Here is a 17480-nt window from a genome sequence, read left to right as displayed (position 1 = left end):
CAACCTAAAAAACAGATAATACATGCAAAAAACTACTTTAGTTGCTCTTTTTTCTTTTTTTTTCATTCTTTTTGCTCATGCAAATCATAAGACAGAATCAAATATTGCGGATGCAAATTTTGATGTTACCGTTTCGTTAACGGGGGAAGTTTTGGTTGAATACCATGATTATAATGTTTATAAAACCTCTCAATGGCAATTTGAATATGGTCCTAAGGGGTTCAAGCCGGGTCAGGGTAAAGTTATAAGTGTTTCAGGTACAGGTATTAATTTTTATCGCTTTACCTTAACAAATCCTCTGATTGGGTATGATTTCAGGGTAAGACAGTTATATCTTTTAGATGATCTTTCTGGTTTAGCCTGGACAGACTGGTCACAAATTAAAACCATATTTGCTTCAAGCGATAAAGTCTTTTCTGTAGGTTATACTACAAACTTCAATGATAAAAAAATAACAGATTCAGAATGGAGAGGCCTTATCTATAACAACAGTAGCAGTGCAGCCGGTGTATTTCATACAACCTATAAGAATCACAGCGAAAACAATGCAGCAGGTTCTTCGATGACAATGTCCAGTTACAACTATGACGATAAGAGTCATATTGGTTTGATATCTCCGAGATTTAATGATTTGGCCACAGATCGAAAAATAAAATTCTGGTTAAACGGACTTTATGATTCGGGAACAGAATTGTTAGTAGGAACCATGAGTGATCCCAATGACAAAAACACATTTCATCTTCTGCAGAAAATAGAGCCGAAATCATCGTCAGAATGGAAGCAGGAAACGGTTTACTTTACAAATTATAACGGTACAGACCAATATGTGGTATTCTTCTTTAAAAGGGGGTATTATGGGAGTAACAGTACCGATTTATATATAGACGACTTTAGTTACGAAAAAGCGTCAGACTGTTTCAATCAGACTAATTTCGCAGTAACAAATGTTCAGCAAAATAGCACTCAGATAAGTTTTGATGCTCCCAATCAAAATAACTTTCAGGTGAGTCTGACTAATACAGTTAAGAAGACTACGGAAATTTTTACGATTCAGAGCACCTCTTTTACTTTAGATAAATTGGTTGGAAATACAGATTATGAAGTAAAGGTACGTGCCAATTGTATTGATGATCTGTTCTCTAACTGGACTAAGACAATAAGTTTCAAAACACCTTGTACCGTAATTACAGGAAGTTACAGCACCTCTTTTGAAGGAACAAAATATGTTGATCCATGCTGGAGTGTTATTGCAGGGAAATGTTTGGTTCAGAGTAGTTTTGAAAATACGGGTTGGACCGGAAAACCTGCACCCAAAACAGGTACAGCAACGATTGTAATATCGAAATTTGTGGGTGCCCTGAATGTTGACAAAGCTTATCTTGTAACACCTTATATTGCGGACCTTGATGCTGATAAGAGAATAAGATTTAGTCTTTTAGCTTATAGCAGTGACAATGTGTATAACAAAACTTCGCTGACTATTGGAACAATGTCTGATCCTAAAAATGCAGCTACATTTGTTGCTTTAAAAACAATTTTGCCTTCAGAGATGAACGAGACTGAAAACTTAAATAAGTCTTCGCAATGGAAAGAGCATACTGTTTATTTAGATAATTATGTAAAGAGTAATAACCATAATTATATTGCTTTGAGATACAATAATGAGAGCGATTCTTATTTTAGTATTGATGACTTTACCTACGAAAAAGCACCTGTATGTGTAGAACCTCTTGACCCTAAAACCATCAGTTTGAGCTATGATTCTGCCATTGTAAGTTGGGAAAATTATAAACCGGCATCACAATTTCAAATAGAGTATGGGCCAAAAGGATTTGCTCATGGCTCGGGAAAGATCGTTGATGCGGCAACAATTCCGTTTAAGTTAGAGTCTCTTCAGGACGATACGGATTTCGATTTTTATGTTCGTGCTCAATGTGGAAACGAATACAGCGCATGGTCTGACAGAGGTAATTTTAAAACCAAATGTTTGGGACTAACGGCAGGTTATACTGAAAATTTTGAAAATACCGTTTTTGAAAAAAACGGATGCTGGACCAGAATTGTTCCGTATATCAATCAAAGATACTGGGATAAAAATAATTTTATAAAAGTAAACACACTGAGTCAGGGATCATCGACAGTTCATGGCGGTACTGCTTCTATCTTTATGCTAAATCAATTAGATGCTCCGTATCCGGCAGGTAGCAAAGGAGAGAAAACCGACAGAGTAGTGCTGGTTTCTCCGAGATTTAAAGATTTTGATCATTATAAAAAAATCGCTTTCTGGATGCTTTCGCCAAAAGATAATGAAAACCTTGCGGTAGAAATGATTGTGGGTACAATGTCTGATCCGGAAGACTATATGTCTTTTACATCCTATAAAGTCATCGCTATTCCTGTTGAAAATATTGGAAAATGGATTAGATATGAAGTAGATTTTTCGAACTACTATGGTACAGATAAATTTATTGGAATAAAACAAAGCGTAAAAAACGCGAGAAACAGAAGAATATTTATAGATGATTTTGAATATTTCCAGAACGGATGCCCAATTCCGGGAGTATTAGGAGCGAGACAATCAGGTCCCGAAAGTGTTGCACTGGATTGGAAAGACAATAATACTGTAAAACCATCCCAGGGTTATGATATTGAGTATGGCCCTAAAGGTTTTGTAAACGGTTCAGGAACGATAATTAAAGTCACTGCAAGTCCGTACAATTTGACGGGATTAGCTCGTGGCACTTACGAGTATAGAGTAAGAGCATATTGCGATACCAATATTACCTCAGACTGGAGTGATAGATATACTTTTAAAACTTCTTGTTCCAAAACAGCACCTTTTGTGGAAAATTTTGATGAACATGGTAGGAATTTAGATCAGAGCGCTACTTTTTGCTGGAACTACAATATTCAGCTTTATGCACAGTTAGCAGAATTCAATCTGACTAATATTACCAGTGCACCTTATGCTTTTTCACTGTACACCAACAAAGACAGTGCAATATTAATTTCTCCTTATCTGGATGATTTTGATAAAAATAAAAAAGTAAAATTTTGGCTTAGAGGTATGCAGACGGGTAGTTATGCAAAAGCAGGAACTTTAATTATAGGAACGATTAAGAATGCTGCCGATCTTAATACTTTCGAGCCTTATATGACCATCACGGAGCAGGAAATTAATAGCTTGCCACTGTACGGAAAAGAAGTTAATATTGACTTTTCTCAGTATCAGGGAGCAAACAAACAGATCGTTTTTAAATATGTGACCGAATCAGCTAATGGAGATTACACACGAAATAATGTTTTGATTGACGATTTTCGTTATGATCAGACTTTATCATGTTACGAACCAATAGATGTGATTTTCTCTAATATTAATCATAATTCAGCACTTATAAACTGGACTTCTAAAAATCAGGCAACAGAAAATGTTCAGATAGAATACGGATTAACCGGTTTTACTAAAGGTACAGGGACTATTGTAAACACTAACAAGAATGAGATTCTGATTTCGAATCTGCAAACCGGAACTTCATATGAGTTCTATTTCAAAACCACTTGTGCATCCGGTAATTCATTAGAAGCAGGACCACGAAAAATAGAAACGACCTGCGAAGCACTGGCTTTACCGTGGAAAGAGAAATTTACCAATCTGAGTCGTTACGGAAAAAATGTACTTCCGGATTGCTTTAAGTTTTTAAGAGGAGAGTTTATTTTAGAAAATAAAGCTCAGAATGATGTTTATTATAATTTCAATCCGGACAATATAAGAACCGGATTTGATGATACCGGTTATTTATATCTTACCGGTGGATTCTGGACTCAGATTATGACTCCTATGTTTTACTTAAATGCAGGGACTACTTATAAGTTTAACCTGAAAGGGAGAAACAGTTATGAATACCGTGTTCAGGGTGTTGGACTGTATGTTGGAAAAGGACAAAACGACTACAATATGTCTCTTAACATTAGTCAAACCGGAAGCGGTAGCCTGACCGAATACAACTATAGAGATGTATCCTATTATTTTACGCCTTTGGTATCAGGTGATTACAGCTTTTTGATGGAGTTTGCCAATTCAGGCGGTTCGCGCTTACTTGTTGATGATTTTGAATTGAAAGAAGGATATACGTCTTCAATTGATGGAAGCGGAAAAACAATAACATATGACTTTACAAAAATACCTTCAGAAGAATTGATTTTAGAAGGAGGTTATAAGAGCATTGTTTTAGATTCCAACAATAATGTCTTGGTGATGAAAGGAAATAGCACTCCGTCAGCATGGAAGGAGGCTAATGAAACTTCTCCGATAAAGAAACAAGCCGCCGTTGACAATTCTTCGGTATGGGAAAGAAATGAAAGTAGTATTACCAAGATAAATACAAAAGTAAATGCCGCAAATGCGAGCAGCTTATTTATGCATTTTGATCTGAAACAAACCTTTGTCTCTTCAAATACAGAATCAATGTTTAGAGTAATCGTAAATGGAAATGTCATTGGAGATGTAATAAAACCACAGTCGGCCAACGGAGATGATTATAAAAAATACACGGTTGATTTGACGCCGTATATCGGAGCAGATATTAAAATATCATTACAGCATATTGGTAAATCTGATGCCGGAGATAATGCTTATCTGGACAATCTTGTATTTGATAAAACGTCGTCACTGGGTGTTGACGGAACTCATTTTACCAATTTTAAATATTATCCAAATCCGGTGGAAAATGTTTTACATATCGAAAGTAATTCGGTACTTTCGAAAGTAGAAGTTTATACTTTAAACGGACAGTTGCTTTCTAAGAATAATTACTCAGATTCTAAAGTTAGTATTGATTTTAAAAATCATGCTTCAGGAGTATATTTGTTGGTTGTAACTCAGGATGATAAAAAAGAAACGTTTAAAGTAATAAAGAAGTAATGTTCTAAGTTGTACTATTTTTAGCATTACATTTTAGATTAACAGATTTTATATAATGGCAGCACCCAAAAAACCGGCACCAAAAAAAACAACCGCCAGTAAACCAAAACCGGCACCAAAGAAAAGTAATCGCTCCTTTGGTGAAAAAGTAAAGTGGTTTTTTATCAAATTATTTTTATGGTTCTTCGGAATCTCGATTGCGTCTGTCGTGTTCTTTAAATATGTGCCAGTACCTTTTACACCTTTGATGATCATTCGCGCAATCGAAAATAAAATGGCCGGTAAAGAAGTCTATTTTGATCATGACTGGGAGCCGATCGATAAAATCTCAATGAATTTGCAAAAAGCGGTTATTGCCAGTGAAGACGGAACTTTTCTAAAGCATAATGGGTTCGATTTTAAAGCACTTCAAAAAGCCTATAAAAGCAATGAACGCGGACGTCGTATTCGTGGTGGAAGTACCATCTCGCAGCAAACAGCCAAAAATGTGTTTTTATGGCAGGGGAAAAGTTATTTCCGTAAAGGCTTAGAAGCGTATTTCACTGTTTTAATTGAACTCATTTGGGGTAAAGAACGTATTATGGAGGTTTACCTGAACAGTATCGAAATGGGAGATGGAGTGTACGGCGCTTATGCCGCTACCGAACATTGGTACCGTCGTGATGCTTCGAGTTTAACACCAATGCAGGCAGCCGGAATTGCAGCCATTTTGCCCAACCCAAGAAAATTTAAAGCAACAGGATCTTCCAGTTATATCAACCGAAGAAAAGAACGAATTGTTCGTGAAATGCGCTCGGTTGGGAAAATAAATTACAATGCAGAATAAAAAAAGTTTTCTCGGATTCTTGTTATTGACGACGGTTTTGAGTTTTGGACAGGCAAAAACGACAGAAATAGGTTTAATTACAGATAACGATTTATACACTTCGTCTAAAAACGATATGTACTATACCAATGGTCTGGAGCTTTTTTATCGTTTTTTGTCGAAGAACAATAACGAAAAAACCAGTAAGAAAATCACCGAGTTTCGCATTGGGCAGTATATCTATAATCCGAGATTTATAAACAAAGAGGCCGTTACAATCAACGACCGTCCTTTTACAGGTTATCTTTTTGCCGAAGCAGGACGAAGTTTTTTCTATAAAAGTGAATCGGTTTTAAAGGTCGATTTTCAGTTGGGTTTTATGGGACCTAATGCACTTGGAAGAGAAACTCAGGAAAGTTTCCATCATCTTATTGGGTACAAAACGGTTTATGGCTGGGAAAATCAGCTGCACAACGCATTCGCCATTCAGGCGCATGTAATGTATTCGAAGAAATTATTCCCGGCAAAGCATAATGATTTTGTCGATCTCCATTTTCAGTCAGAAGCCAATGTAGGGACAATCTTCACGGGTGTTTCAACAGGTTTATTGACCAGAATTGGTTTTAAAAAACTGCTCCCGGTTTATGCTTCCAATTTACACGATGCTTCGGTAAGCAATACACCTCAATATAATATTCGTGAGTTTTACTTTTATGCGATGCCAAGTATCAATTACCAGTTTTACGATGCTACGATCGAAGGCAGTATGTTTAGTAATACCAGTCCACTAACGTTTGATTTGGAACCCCTTCGTTTCAATGCCGAGGCAGGTTTGAAATACCGACACAATAACTTCAACATGTCGTACACTTTTATGTACCGAGGCCGAGAATTAAACGACCCGAATACCAATACCAATTCGGGATATTTTTATGGGTCAATTCGATTTGGGTATTTGTTGAAGTAGGCTTTCGTAATTTCGATTTTTAATGATTTAAATGTGTTTTAAGGACTTTGTGAATCTTTGTGTGTACTTTTGTGGATCTCTGTGTAATATCCAGACCAGGATGATGACTTTTATTCTGATTGTTATAAAAAATACGTGATAAAAGTATGGTTAACTATAATCGGGTATAATTCCCGGGTAAATGACCTTTTGACTCTATTGTGTTGTCACTCTTTTTGAAAAAGTTAAATCGGATTAATGATCCTTCAAGGGGCTGACCAAAATCTACAATATACAGATTATCAGTTTTGGCTATTTGCTGGGGGATAAATTTATTGGATCCGGTTCTAATTTGATTTTTACTGAAAGAATAAACACTTCCGTTGGAATTGTATTTGATATCATTTTTGGTAAAAGTAAGGATCGCACCTGTTGTATTATCTTTCCAGCTTCCTTGTATCCAGGAAGGAGAATAGAAAACACCTTGGGTGTCTTCGTCGTTTGACGAACAAGAGGTAAGTAAAACTAAGCTTAGGAGTAAAATTAAATTCTTCATTTTTTTGGCGTTTAAAGTGGTAAGCACCAAATCTAGTAAAAATCAGTTTTGATCTCTATTCTTCAGGAGGGTTTAACTTATATTTATGGGTTTAGCTCCGGTTTTTATGAAAATATTAAAATAAATCTTTCTAACTTAAGAGATTGAATTGTAAGAAGATTGTTCTTTTGTGAGCAATTTTTCGATTCTGGATTTTTAAGTTAAGGTTTAACTTTTTGGTAATGTTGTAAAACTTCTAAATTTTTATTTTTAACTCAAAATTAAAGTTATGGAAATCAATTGGATAGTAATAGGAGCCGTAGTGCTCGTTGTAATCATCGTGGTCGTATTTACAGTCAGAAAGAATCAAAAGGAGAAAAAGAAACTGACGGATCTCTTAAATAATGATTTTAAAAAGGCTAAAAAAGACAGAGTAGATGCCGAAGATTCTGCAAATGAACAATAAGAAGTTTTCTTTGAAACGAAAAAAAACCGTATTCCAATGAAGTAATACGGTTTTTTTGTGGAGAATACCGGATTCGGACCGGTCACCTTCCCGATGCATCGGGATACTCTAGCCTTTTGTTTCAATTAGAGTTTCAATATATTTTCGACTTTTCATTTTCTTGATTTGTAATTCTCTTTTGCAGGCTTCACTTCTGGTTGGAAAAGTTTCATAGTATTTTAGTTTCCAATCTTTGGCAACTTTTGTGTAATTACTTCTACTGTTTAAATGATCCTGAAGCCGTTTTTCAACATCCTGACAGGAACCGATATAATATTTGTCAAGCGCTTTTGAGTATATGATATAAGTGTAGATCATAATGGCTGTAAACAAAAATACCCAAACAGACGTTTGGGTATTTTTTAGTGAAATTAGTAGTGGAGAATATCGGATTCGAACCGATCACCTCTACGCTGCCAGCGTAGCGCTCTAGCCAAATGAGCTAATCCCCCGTGTGTTTTGTTTTGTGAAGAATATTAGATTTGAACTATCACCTTCCCGATTTCTCATCGGGACGCTCTAGCCAAATGAGCTAATCCCCCAAAGCGATAGCAAATAAAGTCAATTAATTTTCAAAAAGCAAATTTCAAATCACTTCCGATGAAAATATTTTTCAAAACCGTAACTTTACGATCAAATTTATTTTTATGAGTGCAGAAAAACTTGAAGGTTCTTTACAGACTACTTATCATAATGCTGTTGCAACGGTTGAATTTGGACATCCGGCCAGCAATTCTTTTCCAAGACAATTATTAGATCGTTTAACTTCAGAAATTAATACTCTAAGTCAGAATGAAGCCGTTTCGGTTATTGTTTTGCAAAGTTTAGGAACTAAAGTTTTTTGCTCAGGAGCTTCTTTTGACGAGTTGTTAGCGGTGAAAAATGAAGAGCAGGGAGCACATTTTTTCTCCGGTTTCGCTCATTTGTTGAATGCAATGCGAAATTGTTCTAAAATTATTGTGGCTCGTGTTCAGGGAAAAGCAGTTGGTGGCGGTGTGGGAATTATTTCGGCTTGTGATTATGTTTTTGCTACTCCTGAAAGTGCCGTGAAACTGTCGGAACTGGCCATCGGAATTGGTCCGTTTGTGATTGAACCTGCGGTCTCGCGTAAGATTGGAAAAGCCGCAATGACAGAAATGACCTTAGCGGCACATGCATGGAAATCGGCGGCATGGGCATTAGAAAATAAACTGTTCACAGAGATTCATAATGCTGAAAACTTAGATGTGGCGGTAGCAGATTTTGCTCAACAGTTAAGTTTGTATAATCCTGATGCTTTGTTCGAAATGAAGAAAATTATTTGGGAGGGAACCGAACACTGGGAATCTTTACTTATCGAGCGTGCATCCATAACAGGAAAATTAGTTTTGTCGGACTTTACGAGAAATGCTTTAGAGCAGTTTAAGAAATAGTGGAATCCTAAATTTTTATCTGATTCCTTTCAGAGATTTTCGATTATGATATTTGTCATTGGATGCAGTGCCAGACGTGCATAAATTTGAAATGTTTTTTTAGTGAAACATAAAAATAAATCAAGATGAGGATTATTTCATTGTTGCAGCAAGTTGATGTTGCAGAGAAAATTAAGACTGCTCCGGATAGCAGTTATCAGATAGGAGTGGTGATCGGATCCTTTATTCCTTTCGTTGTTTTAGTCGGAATTGCATATTGGATGTATAACAGAGCCAAAAAAAGAGACGAGAACGGTTATTAATTTGTAAATTTGCAACCTAAAATTCAAATCGATGAGTAATATCAGAATTACAAAACAATTTAGTTTTGAAACCGGACATGCTTTATACGGTTACGACGGGAAATGCAAGAACGTTCACGGACACAGTTATAAATTATCGGTAACAGTTATTGGTTCGCCAATTACGGACCGGTCGAATGTGAAATTCGGGATGGTAATTGATTTTTCGGATCTAAAGAAAATTGTAAAAGAAGAAATCGTCGATCAGTTTGATCATGCGACGGTTTTTAATCAAACAACGCCACACGTTGAATTGGCAAATGAATTAAAGAATCGCGGTCATCATGTAATCTTGGTGGATTATCAGCCTACAAGTGAAAACATGGTTGTTGATTTTGCAGACAGAATTATTGCCCGTTTGCCCAAAGAGATTTCTCTTTTTTCGCTTAAACTACAGGAAACCGAATCTTCGTTTGCCGAATGGTACGCTTCAGATAATTTGTAAATTGTAAAAAGTAAGTTGTGAGATGTAAAATGTCGAAAAATTAGCGTTTCACATTTCACAAATAACATTTCACATCTCACAATAAATAAATAAATGAAAAAAGTATATTTTGCTTCAGATCAGCACTTCGGAGCACCAACGCCAGAGTTGAGTTTGCCACGTGAAAAGAAATTTGTAGCCTGGCTGGATGAGGTGAAAGAAGATGCAGAAGCTATTTTTTTACTGGGGGATTTGTTTGATTTTTGGTTCGAATATAAAACCGTTGTACCAAAAGGTTTTGTTCGTATTTTAGGCAAGCTGGCTGAAATTCGTGACAGCGGTATTCCTGTCTATTTTTTCGTGGGAAATCATGATTTATGGATGGATGATTATTTTGAAACCGAGTTGAACATCCCAGTATATCATGACAACAAGGAGTTTACTTTTAACGGAAAGACCTTTTTAATTGGTCACGGTGACGGAAAAGGACCGGGTGATAAAGGCTATAAACGTATGAAAAAGGTTTTTACAAACCCGTTTTCAAAATGGCTCTTTCGCTGGCTTCATCCTGATGTGGGCGTAAGTCTGGCACAGTATCTATCCGTTAAAAACAAATTGATTTCAGGAGCCGAAGATGTAAAATTCCTGGGAGAAGAAAACGAATGGCTGGTTTTATACGCCAAACGAAAACTGGAAACCAAACATTACAATTATTTTATTTTCGGCCACCGCCATTTACCAATGGTTCTTCCGGTTGGAGAAGATTCTAATTATGTGAATCTGGGAGACTGGATTGGTTATTTTACCTATGGAGTCTTTGACGGCGAAAATTTCGAGCTTAAAAAATTCGAGAAATAACCACTTTGTTTTTGTTATAAACGAATGATTTGGAGTGTTTTTTTAGTTTAAACCAACTCCGTAAACATATTCATCCAGTTCGATTCTGAATAAAGAACCTTCAACTAAATCTTTGATTGATTTTAATTCTTTGATAGAAACCGCCAAATCTATTGCAGCGCATGGAGTTTTGAGCAGGAATTTATGACAGGAGTTTTTCAGTTCGCAAGCTTCACAACAAGCATTTTCAATCATACTGTCCTCAATTAAATCACAAAAATAATTCAGTTCCTGAACCGTGAAGTAAAATCCGGTTTCTTTAAAAACCAATTGTACCTTGTCAGTGATGGTTTCGTTTTCCTTTTTCCAGTAAAAGGCAATTCCAAAATTATTATGATATAATTGTTCTATTTCTCTCATTACAGATTCTTTTATTTCAACAAATATAGATATTATTTATATTTGTTCTAAATAAAAAAGGCTTAAAATTTGAAAAAAATAATTGTCGTAAGTTTATTTGCGTTTGAAGTTTTAGTTAGTCTGTTGTTTCATTAAATCTAAATTTACTTTTTTAAAGTAGTATAGATAACAGTGTCCTTTGCGATGTATTGATCTTTCCGAGAGTCATAATCTTTTAACATTAGATGCATTTGTAAAATGTTATCTTGAATTATGATGTCATTTTTTCTAAAATAAAGATTTTTTTCAAATTGAAATTCAGCAACATTCCTTTCGAAGACAAAAAACTTTTTTTCAATTACTTCATATTTGCAGCATGAACCTAGTAAACCTTCAATTTTTTTATTGATTTGTATTTGATCATTTTCAAATCGAGTATCATTTGGAAGAAAGAAAAGAAGAAAAATGGATGATAACATAGCACCAAAAATTCCATCGATTAACCAGCTTATAAAAATAAAAATGGGCGAAAAGACATAGAATGAAAAATATAAAGCTCTTTTTTTAAATGGCTTAGCATAATAAAAGAATAGGGGGCAAGCCGAAATATAGAACAGAACTTTAAGAATTAGACGTAAATTGTTAATTAAGCTAAATTCAAATATAAAATTAATTAATACATTTATTATAAGTATGATTAATGTTGTTACATGAATTCTTAAAAAGATCCTTTCAAATTTGCTCATTTACTCCATATTATGATGATCGTCCATGTCTTTTTGAAGATCCAGATTTCTAAAAGTAGGAGAGATTAGTCCAAAACCTAAAACAGTTAGAAGTGTGACACTACCTCCAAAAATGACTGAAGTAACAGTTCCCATTAATTTGGCAGTTGCGCCACTCTCAAAGGCTCCCAGCTCGTTAGAAGATCCAACAAAAATAGAGTTTACTGCACCCACGCGTCCGCGCATATGATCCGGAGTTTTAAGCTGTAAAATAGTCTGACGGATTACGACCGAAATTCCATCGGCAAGTCCGCTTAGGAATAAAGCAAAAACAGAGAGCCAGAAATAGGTAGAAAAGCCAAATAAAATGATCGATAATCCGAAAATAAATATGGCAGTCAAAAGTTTTTTTCCTGCGTTTTTATAGAGAGGTACGTAAGCCGAAACGAGCATTGTTATAAAAGAGCCTACAGCCGGAGCGGCTCTTAGGATACCAAATCCTTCTGAGCCCACTTTTAGAATATCCTGAGCAAAAACAGGCAATAAAGCTACGGCACCTCCAAAAAGTACTGCAATCATATCCAGAGACAAAGCTCCTAGTACAATTTGGTTTCGGAATACAAACGTTAAACCTTCGGTAAGACTGTCTTTTATTGATTCTCCAATTTTCGGATTTATGATAGGTTTTTTACTGATTTGCGATAAGGCAATTAAGGAAAGGACAGAGAATCCGAAAACAAGACACATCGACCAGTGAACCCCGATCCAATTGATTGAAAAACCGGCAACGGCAGGACCTAATACAGCGCCAATCTGCCAAACCGTACTACTCCAGGTTGCGGCATTGGGATATGCCTTTTTAGGAATTATCAAGGATAAAAGAGAAAAAATAGTCGGCCCAAGGAAAGCTCTGACTAATCCGCCCAAAAAGACTAAGATATAAATAGAATATAAAATTACATCTGAAGATAAACCGCTAACAACTCTTGGCCAGGTTACCAGAAATAATCCAAAACTGATTACTGAAAAGCCCAGAATACATTTTACCAACAATCCTTTCTTTTCTCTCTGATCGACAATGTGTCCGGCAAATAAAGCCATTGAAACAGCCGGTATAACTTCCATTAAACCAATAATTCCAAGCGATAGCGGATTTTTAGTAATGCTGTAAACTTCCCACTCAATTACAATAAACTGCATTGCCCAGGCAAAAACCATCGCGAAACGCAATATTAAAAATACGTTGAATTCTCTGTAACGTAATGCCTGATACGGATCAGGTTTGTTTGAATTATTTTTTTCCATTTGTTCTGATATCTTTAAGCATAAGTTGGTTCGAAACGGTTCCGTTCCATTCATTTTCAGCCAAAGAATAAGCCAGCTGAAATGAATTTTGATTTTTTGCGAGGTCTAATTTTTTTCCAAGTCCAAAGCCTATCGCAGCAATTCCATCTGAATTATTCTGTTTTACAAAAAGCCTCAAATGTTCCTCTTCGGCACCTAAAGTTTTGGCATATCCCGTGTCTTTTATATCCGAAGTCATAAAAACCGGTGTCATGTTCTGTGGGCCAAAAGGCTCAAATTGTTTTAGGATACGGATTAGTTTTGGAGTGATGTCGCTGAAATTTATTTCGGCGTCAATTTCTATTTCCGGAGTTCGCATTTCCGGAAGTATGGTTGCAGAAACTTGTGTTTCAAAGGCTTCTTTGAATGTTTTATAATTTTCGGCTTTTAGAGTCATTCCTGCGGCATACATGTGTCCTCCAAATTGTTCCAGATGTTCAGAGCAGGCATCAAGCGCATTGTAAACGTCAAAACCTTTTACGGATCTTGCCGATGCAGCATATTTGTCCCCGCTTTTGGTAAAAACCAAAGTAGGACGATAGTAAGTCTCGATTAACCTTGAAGCCACAATTCCGATCACACCTTTGTGCCAGTCTTCCTGAAAAACAACGGTTGAAAATCGGTCTTGTTCATTGTTTTCTGCAATTTGCTGAAAAGCTTCTTTTGTGATCTTTTTGTCCAGATCTTTTCTATCTGCGTTGTATTGTTCAATTTCTGAGGCAAATTGCTGTGCTTGTTCAAAATTAAACTCGGTGAGTAGTTCAACAGCATGATTGCCGTGTTTGATTCTTCCTGCCGCATTGATTCGCGGAGAAATAATAAAAACAACATCGGTTATGTCCAGCGTTTTCTTTTTTACCTGATGTACCAAAGCCTTAATTCCGGGTCTTGGGTCAGAATTGATTACCTGTAAACCATAAAAAGCCAGGATTCTGTTTTCACCCGTTATGGGTACAATATCTGCAGCAATTGCCGTTGCAACTAAATCCAGGTAGGGAACGAGATCCTGAATGGTTTCGTTTCGGTTTGTTCCTAAAGCCTGAATCAGTTTAAAACCAACACCGCAGCCGCATAATTCATCATAAGGATAAGAACAATCGTCTCTTTTTGGATCTAGAATGGCAACAGCCTCCGGAAGAGAATCTCCGGGTCTGTGGTGATCGCAGATGATAAAATCAATATTCCTTTCTTTTGCGTAAGCGATATGATCAATCGATTTTATACCACAGTCGAGAGCAATGATTAATGAAAATCCGTTGTCATCGGCAAAGTCAATTCCTTTAAAAGAAATTCCGTAACCCTCATCATAACGATCCGGAATGTACGTCGCAATATTGGGATAATGCGATTTTAAATAAGAAGAGACCAAAGATACAGCCGTTGTTCCATCGACATCATAATCGCCAAAAACCAAAATATTTTCCTGATTTTTAATCGCCAGTTCTATTCTTGAAACCGCTTTATCCATGTCTTTCATCAAAAATGGGTCGTGAAGCTGTTCTAATTGAGGACGAAAGAAATCCTTTGCCTGATCAAAAGTCTCTATGCCACGCTGAATTAAAAGTGTTGCGACAAAATCTTCTACATTTAAGGCTTGCGCTAAATGTTTGATTTTTTCTTCGGAAGGTTTTGGTTTTATGGTCCAACGCATGGTTGATTTTAGATTTTAGATTAATGATTTTAGATTGCTGATTTCTGAAATCAAAAATCGTTAATCAAAAATATTAGATAGTTATTTTTGCTCTAAAGCATTTCCTTCAAACTGAATTCCGTCCCAGCCTAAATTGATGAAGTTTCTGATGTTTTGATGGTTAGTTCCGTTGGGATCGCCCAAAACTTCATCAAAATAGAATGCTCCAAAACAGGCCAAAGTTTCGTCTTTAGTTAAGTTTTGCAGTTTTGCGAAAGAGAATAATTTGCAGGAACCGGAATTTTCTCCGGCAGCATTATGTTGTGTTCCGTTTTGGAAAGCTGTTGGAGTGAAGTTGTAGTTTTCTTCAATTACTGCAATGGTTTCCGGGAATGTTATTTCGTTTGGAGTTTGTTTTACTTTTTCTATAAAGGCTTGTATGTTCATGATGTTTATGCTTTGCTAATATGATGTATAATTTTGTTGTACGTTCGGGCTAAGTCGAACGCCAGTTTGAATGAAGTCAAGCATCAGTTCGTGCGAAGTCGAGTGTCAGTTCGAGTGGAGTCGAGAACGGGTTTTTATGCTTCTTCGTCTTTAGAATATTTACTTTTCTTCGTTTCTTTCTCTATTGTTTTTCCCGCAACGACTACTACAATCTCGCCGCGTGGTGCTGTTTTTTCAAAATGTGTTAAAACTTCCTTAGCCGTTCCGCGTACGTTTTCTTCATGCAGTTTCGATAATTCTCTGGAGACGCAAACTTGTCGGTCTTCTCCAAAATATTGAACGAATTCAGCTAAAGTTTTGACCAGTTTATGCGGTGAAACATATAAAATCATGGTTCTGGTCTCCTCGGCTAAAGTCAGAAAGCGAGTCTGACGTCCTTTTTTATCAGGTAAAAAACCTTCAAAGACAAATTTGTCATTCGGTAATCCGCTATTGACTAAGGCCGGGACAAAAGCGGTAGCTCCGGGAAGGCACTCCACTTCAATTTTATTCTCAACACAGGCACGTGTGAGTAAAAAACCGGGATCTGAAATGGCAGGAGTTCCTGCGTCTGAAATCAGGGCTATGTTTTCACCCGCTTTCAGACGTGCAATTAAATTTTCGGTTGTTTTGTGCTCGTTGTGCATGTGATGGCTGTGCATGTGTGTGCCAATCTCAAAATGCTTCAACAGTTTTCCACTGGTTCTGGTGTCTTCAGCCAAAATTAAATCGACTTCTTTCAGAATCCGGATGGCACGAAAAGTCATGTCTTCAAGATTGCCAATTGGCGTGGGAACGATATATAGTTTAGACATAATTTTTGTGAATTCTAACTTGAGTTATTAGAACACGAATTACACTAATTGACACTAATTTTAAGTGTCTTTAAAAATTTCAGAAAGAAAAAATTTGTGCTAATTCGTGTAATTTGTGTTTTACTTTTTATGAAAATTTCTTTTCTATAATTCCTAAGAAACGTTCTGCATAATCATCTTTTCCATCCCAGTTGTTGTAATCCGGTTTTACCATATCCTCAATAAATTCCTTTGCTTCACCGTAAGTATCAAAAGTCAGTAACTGGTTTAAAACGCGGCTGTAATCTTCCGAACTGTTTCCGAAAAGATTTTTAGTGAAGGCAATTCGGTCGTTTAAATCAATGTGGAAACCTTTTGCCAGTTTTTCATTTAGAGTGGTGGCTTTAGGTTCAGCACGAGTTTCTAATACAGTTGTTTCAACTGCTTTTTGCTCTTTGAAATCATTGATTGACGGCGTTGGAGTAGGAGAAACAGCTTCGAAACTGTCTACTTTTACAAAATGGGTATCGGCGTAATTTACACCTAATATCTCTTCAAAAGAAATGTGAACAGGCTCCGGTTTTGACGGGTTTTTTGCTTTCGGTTCTTCTTCTGATTTCTTTTTTTCCTGTACCTCTTCTGATTTATCCAGTTCAAAAGCCGGAATAAAATCAGGAATCGGTTTGGCATCACTAACAGTTGTAAACGAAAGTTCTGCTATAGTTTCCGGTTCTTTTGCCGTTTCTGAAATTGGTTCTTCAGCTTCTTCAACAATTGGTTCCTCGGTGATTTCCGCTACCGGTTCAGTAATCGTTTCAATAATTGGTTCAGCAGTTGTTTCTTCAGGAATTTCCGTTGCTATCTCTTCAAAAATCTCAGGCTCGGGATTTATATCTTCCGAGGGTTCTCCAATTGCTTCTTCAGGAGTTTCAGGATCCGGATCTGTTTCTTCTGCAGACTCAGCAGTAATTTCTTCAGCAATTACGGGCTCTAAAGTTTCTTCAGCTGCTATTTCTTCAACGATTATTGGAGTTTCAGCCTGAACTTCTGTTGGAATTACTTCTTCTTTTTCAAAGATAGCTTCAATTTCAGAATGGATTTCGCTGTGGCCAATTGTAGGCTTCAGAGTGTCGAAATTCTCGTCTACAAATTTTAAAACCGCTAGTTTTTCATATAATTTCTGCGTTTCAAGATACAATTGATTGATATCGGATTTGTTTTTAAGCTTTAAAATTCGATGAGCAATGCTGATTAAATCGGCTTCCAATTTTTTTTTCATAACTGTTGAAATTATAGTGAATAGGGTATTTTAGTATATTTTGTATTTGAATGTCTTTATTCGTCGCCGAAATCTGAAAGATATTTTTTTATTTCTG

17 protein-coding genes and 2 tRNA genes are annotated in these 17480 nt (G+C 36.3%); 8 read left to right on the top strand and 11 right to left on the bottom strand.

Features of this window, described 5'->3' with window-relative positions; genetic code table 11:
- Positions 1–22 precede the first annotated feature (22 nt).
- The 3 genes from ACAM30_RS06275 to ACAM30_RS06265 are packed head-to-tail and all read left to right on the top strand — an operon-like array spanning position 23 to position 6693.
- A complete protein-coding gene (locus ACAM30_RS06275; RefSeq protein WP_369617700.1) occupies positions 23–4921 on the top strand; it encodes a choice-of-anchor J domain-containing protein in 4899 nt (1632 codons plus the stop codon).
- A 55-nt stretch (positions 4922–4976) separates the two neighbouring features.
- Complete coding sequence (mtgA, locus tag ACAM30_RS06270; RefSeq protein WP_369617699.1) at positions 4977–5747, top strand: monofunctional biosynthetic peptidoglycan transglycosylase; 771 nt, start codon at positions 4977–4979, stop codon at positions 5745–5747.
- A complete protein-coding gene (locus ACAM30_RS06265) occupies positions 5737–6693 on the top strand; it encodes a lipid A deacylase LpxR family protein (RefSeq protein ID WP_369617698.1) in 957 nt (318 codons plus the stop codon). Before mtgA ends, ACAM30_RS06265 begins: the two co-directional genes overlap by 11 nt.
- A 154-nt stretch (positions 6694–6847) precedes the next feature.
- On the opposite strand, the gene ACAM30_RS06260 is transcribed toward ACAM30_RS06265, so the two are convergent.
- Entirely contained in the window at positions 6848–7228 is a 381-nt protein-coding gene (locus ACAM30_RS06260; RefSeq protein WP_369617697.1) for a hypothetical protein, read from the bottom strand.
- A 268-nt stretch (positions 7229–7496) separates the two neighbouring features.
- Here ACAM30_RS06260 and ACAM30_RS06255 point away from each other — a divergent pair, with 268 nt between their 5' ends.
- Positions 7497–7673 (top strand): hypothetical protein, encoded by a 177-nt coding sequence (locus ACAM30_RS06255; RefSeq protein ID WP_369617696.1) that lies wholly within the window; start codon positions 7497–7499, stop codon positions 7671–7673.
- Positions 7674–7781: 108 nt separating this feature from the next.
- Here ACAM30_RS06255 and ACAM30_RS06250 read toward each other — a convergent pair whose 3' ends face one another.
- From ACAM30_RS06250 to ACAM30_RS06240, 3 genes are all read right to left on the bottom strand, one after another.
- A complete protein-coding gene (locus ACAM30_RS06250) occupies positions 7782–8030 on the bottom strand; it encodes a GIY-YIG nuclease family protein (protein WP_369617695.1) in 249 nt (82 codons plus the stop codon).
- A 60-nt stretch (positions 8031–8090) separates the two neighbouring features.
- Positions 8091–8164, bottom strand: a tRNA-Ala gene (locus ACAM30_RS06245).
- A 15-nt stretch (positions 8165–8179) separates the two neighbouring features.
- Positions 8180–8254, bottom strand: a tRNA-Ser gene (locus tag ACAM30_RS06240).
- A gap of 105 nt (positions 8255–8359) precedes the next feature.
- Between ACAM30_RS06240 and ACAM30_RS06235 the strand changes: the two genes are divergently transcribed.
- From ACAM30_RS06235 to ACAM30_RS06220, 4 genes are all read left to right on the top strand, one after another.
- On the top strand, positions 8360–9124 hold the full coding sequence (locus ACAM30_RS06235; protein ID WP_369617694.1) for an enoyl-CoA hydratase/isomerase family protein: 765 nt from the start codon (positions 8360–8362) through the stop codon (positions 9122–9124).
- 125 nt (positions 9125–9249) lie between these two features.
- A complete protein-coding gene (locus tag ACAM30_RS06230) occupies positions 9250–9426 on the top strand; it encodes a hypothetical protein (protein ID WP_369617693.1) in 177 nt (58 codons plus the stop codon).
- A gap of 31 nt (positions 9427–9457) precedes the next feature.
- On the top strand, positions 9458–9910 hold the full coding sequence (locus ACAM30_RS06225) for a 6-pyruvoyl tetrahydropterin synthase family protein (RefSeq protein WP_369617692.1): 453 nt from the start codon (positions 9458–9460) through the stop codon (positions 9908–9910).
- A 93-nt stretch (positions 9911–10003) separates the two neighbouring features.
- On the top strand, positions 10004–10747 hold the full coding sequence (locus ACAM30_RS06220; RefSeq protein ID WP_369617691.1) for a UDP-2,3-diacylglucosamine diphosphatase: 744 nt from the start codon (positions 10004–10006) through the stop codon (positions 10745–10747).
- A gap of 42 nt (positions 10748–10789) precedes the next feature.
- Here ACAM30_RS06220 and ACAM30_RS06215 read toward each other — a convergent pair whose 3' ends face one another.
- The 7 genes from ACAM30_RS06215 to ACAM30_RS06185 all read right to left on the bottom strand — a co-directional run bounded on the left by ACAM30_RS06215 (position 10790) and on the right by ACAM30_RS06185 (position 17383).
- A complete protein-coding gene (locus ACAM30_RS06215) occupies positions 10790–11146 on the bottom strand; it encodes a hypothetical protein (RefSeq protein WP_017496256.1) in 357 nt (118 codons plus the stop codon).
- Between the two features lie 143 nt (positions 11147–11289).
- On the bottom strand, positions 11290–11871 hold the full coding sequence (locus ACAM30_RS06210; protein WP_369617690.1) for a hypothetical protein: 582 nt from the start codon (positions 11869–11871) through the stop codon (positions 11290–11292).
- Positions 11872–13155, bottom strand: a complete 1284-nt coding sequence (locus ACAM30_RS06205) for an MFS transporter (RefSeq protein WP_369617689.1) — start codon at positions 13153–13155, stop codon at positions 11872–11874.
- The gene (recJ, locus tag ACAM30_RS06200; protein WP_369617688.1) at positions 13142–14845 is read right to left on the bottom strand and encodes a single-stranded-DNA-specific exonuclease RecJ; all 1704 of its coding nucleotides are present in this window, start codon (positions 14843–14845) and stop codon (positions 13142–13144) included. Before recJ ends, ACAM30_RS06205 begins: the two co-directional genes overlap by 14 nt.
- Positions 14846–14926: 81 nt before the next feature.
- Complete coding sequence (locus ACAM30_RS06195; protein WP_369617687.1) at positions 14927–15271, bottom strand: HopJ type III effector protein; 345 nt, start codon at positions 15269–15271, stop codon at positions 14927–14929.
- A 134-nt stretch (positions 15272–15405) separates the two neighbouring features.
- Complete coding sequence (rsmI, locus tag ACAM30_RS06190; RefSeq protein ID WP_369617686.1) at positions 15406–16125, bottom strand: 16S rRNA (cytidine(1402)-2'-O)-methyltransferase; 720 nt, start codon at positions 16123–16125, stop codon at positions 15406–15408.
- A 127-nt stretch (positions 16126–16252) separates the two neighbouring features.
- Entirely contained in the window at positions 16253–17383 is a 1131-nt protein-coding gene (locus ACAM30_RS06185) for a hypothetical protein (protein ID WP_369617685.1), read from the bottom strand.
- Between the last annotated feature and the right edge of the window lie 97 nt (positions 17384–17480).

The sequence above is a fragment of the Flavobacterium sp. CFS9 genome (assembly GCF_041154745.1).
GTDB lineage: Bacteria > Bacteroidota > Bacteroidia > Flavobacteriales > Flavobacteriaceae > Flavobacterium.
Note: the sequence above shows the minus strand (reverse complement) of the source record. Positions and strands in the feature narration are given on the sequence as shown.

Coding starts and splice junctions, on each gene's coding strand:
- ACAM30_RS06275 (WP_369617700.1), top strand. CDS start 23: ATGCAAAAAACTACTTTAGTTGCTCTTTTTTCTTTTTTTTTCATTCTT.
- mtgA (WP_369617699.1), top strand. CDS start 4,977: ATGGCAGCACCCAAAAAACCGGCACCAAAAAAAACAACCGCCAGTAAA.
- ACAM30_RS06265 (WP_369617698.1), top strand. CDS start 5,737: ATGCAGAATAAAAAAAGTTTTCTCGGATTCTTGTTATTGACGACGGTT.
- ACAM30_RS06260 (WP_369617697.1), bottom strand. CDS start 7,228: ATGAAGAATTTAATTTTACTCCTAAGCTTAGTTTTACTTACCTCTTGT.
- ACAM30_RS06255 (WP_369617696.1), top strand. CDS start 7,497: ATGGAAATCAATTGGATAGTAATAGGAGCCGTAGTGCTCGTTGTAATC.
- ACAM30_RS06250 (WP_369617695.1), bottom strand. CDS start 8,030: ATGATCTACACTTATATCATATACTCAAAAGCGCTTGACAAATATTAT.
- ACAM30_RS06235 (WP_369617694.1), top strand. CDS start 8,360: ATGAGTGCAGAAAAACTTGAAGGTTCTTTACAGACTACTTATCATAAT.
- ACAM30_RS06230 (WP_369617693.1), top strand. CDS start 9,250: ATGAGGATTATTTCATTGTTGCAGCAAGTTGATGTTGCAGAGAAAATT.
- ACAM30_RS06225 (WP_369617692.1), top strand. CDS start 9,458: ATGAGTAATATCAGAATTACAAAACAATTTAGTTTTGAAACCGGACAT.
- ACAM30_RS06220 (WP_369617691.1), top strand. CDS start 10,004: ATGAAAAAAGTATATTTTGCTTCAGATCAGCACTTCGGAGCACCAACG.
- ACAM30_RS06215 (WP_017496256.1), bottom strand. CDS start 11,146: ATGAGAGAAATAGAACAATTATATCATAATAATTTTGGAATTGCCTTT.
- ACAM30_RS06210 (WP_369617690.1), bottom strand. CDS start 11,871: ATGAGCAAATTTGAAAGGATCTTTTTAAGAATTCATGTAACAACATTA.
- ACAM30_RS06205 (WP_369617689.1), bottom strand. CDS start 13,155: ATGGAAAAAAATAATTCAAACAAACCTGATCCGTATCAGGCATTACGT.
- recJ (WP_369617688.1), bottom strand. CDS start 14,845: ATGCGTTGGACCATAAAACCAAAACCTTCCGAAGAAAAAATCAAACAT.
- ACAM30_RS06195 (WP_369617687.1), bottom strand. CDS start 15,271: ATGAACATACAAGCCTTTATAGAAAAAGTAAAACAAACTCCAAACGAA.
- rsmI (WP_369617686.1), bottom strand. CDS start 16,125: ATGTCTAAACTATATATCGTTCCCACGCCAATTGGCAATCTTGAAGAC.
- ACAM30_RS06185 (WP_369617685.1), bottom strand. CDS start 17,383: ATGAAAAAAAAATTGGAAGCCGATTTAATCAGCATTGCTCATCGAATT.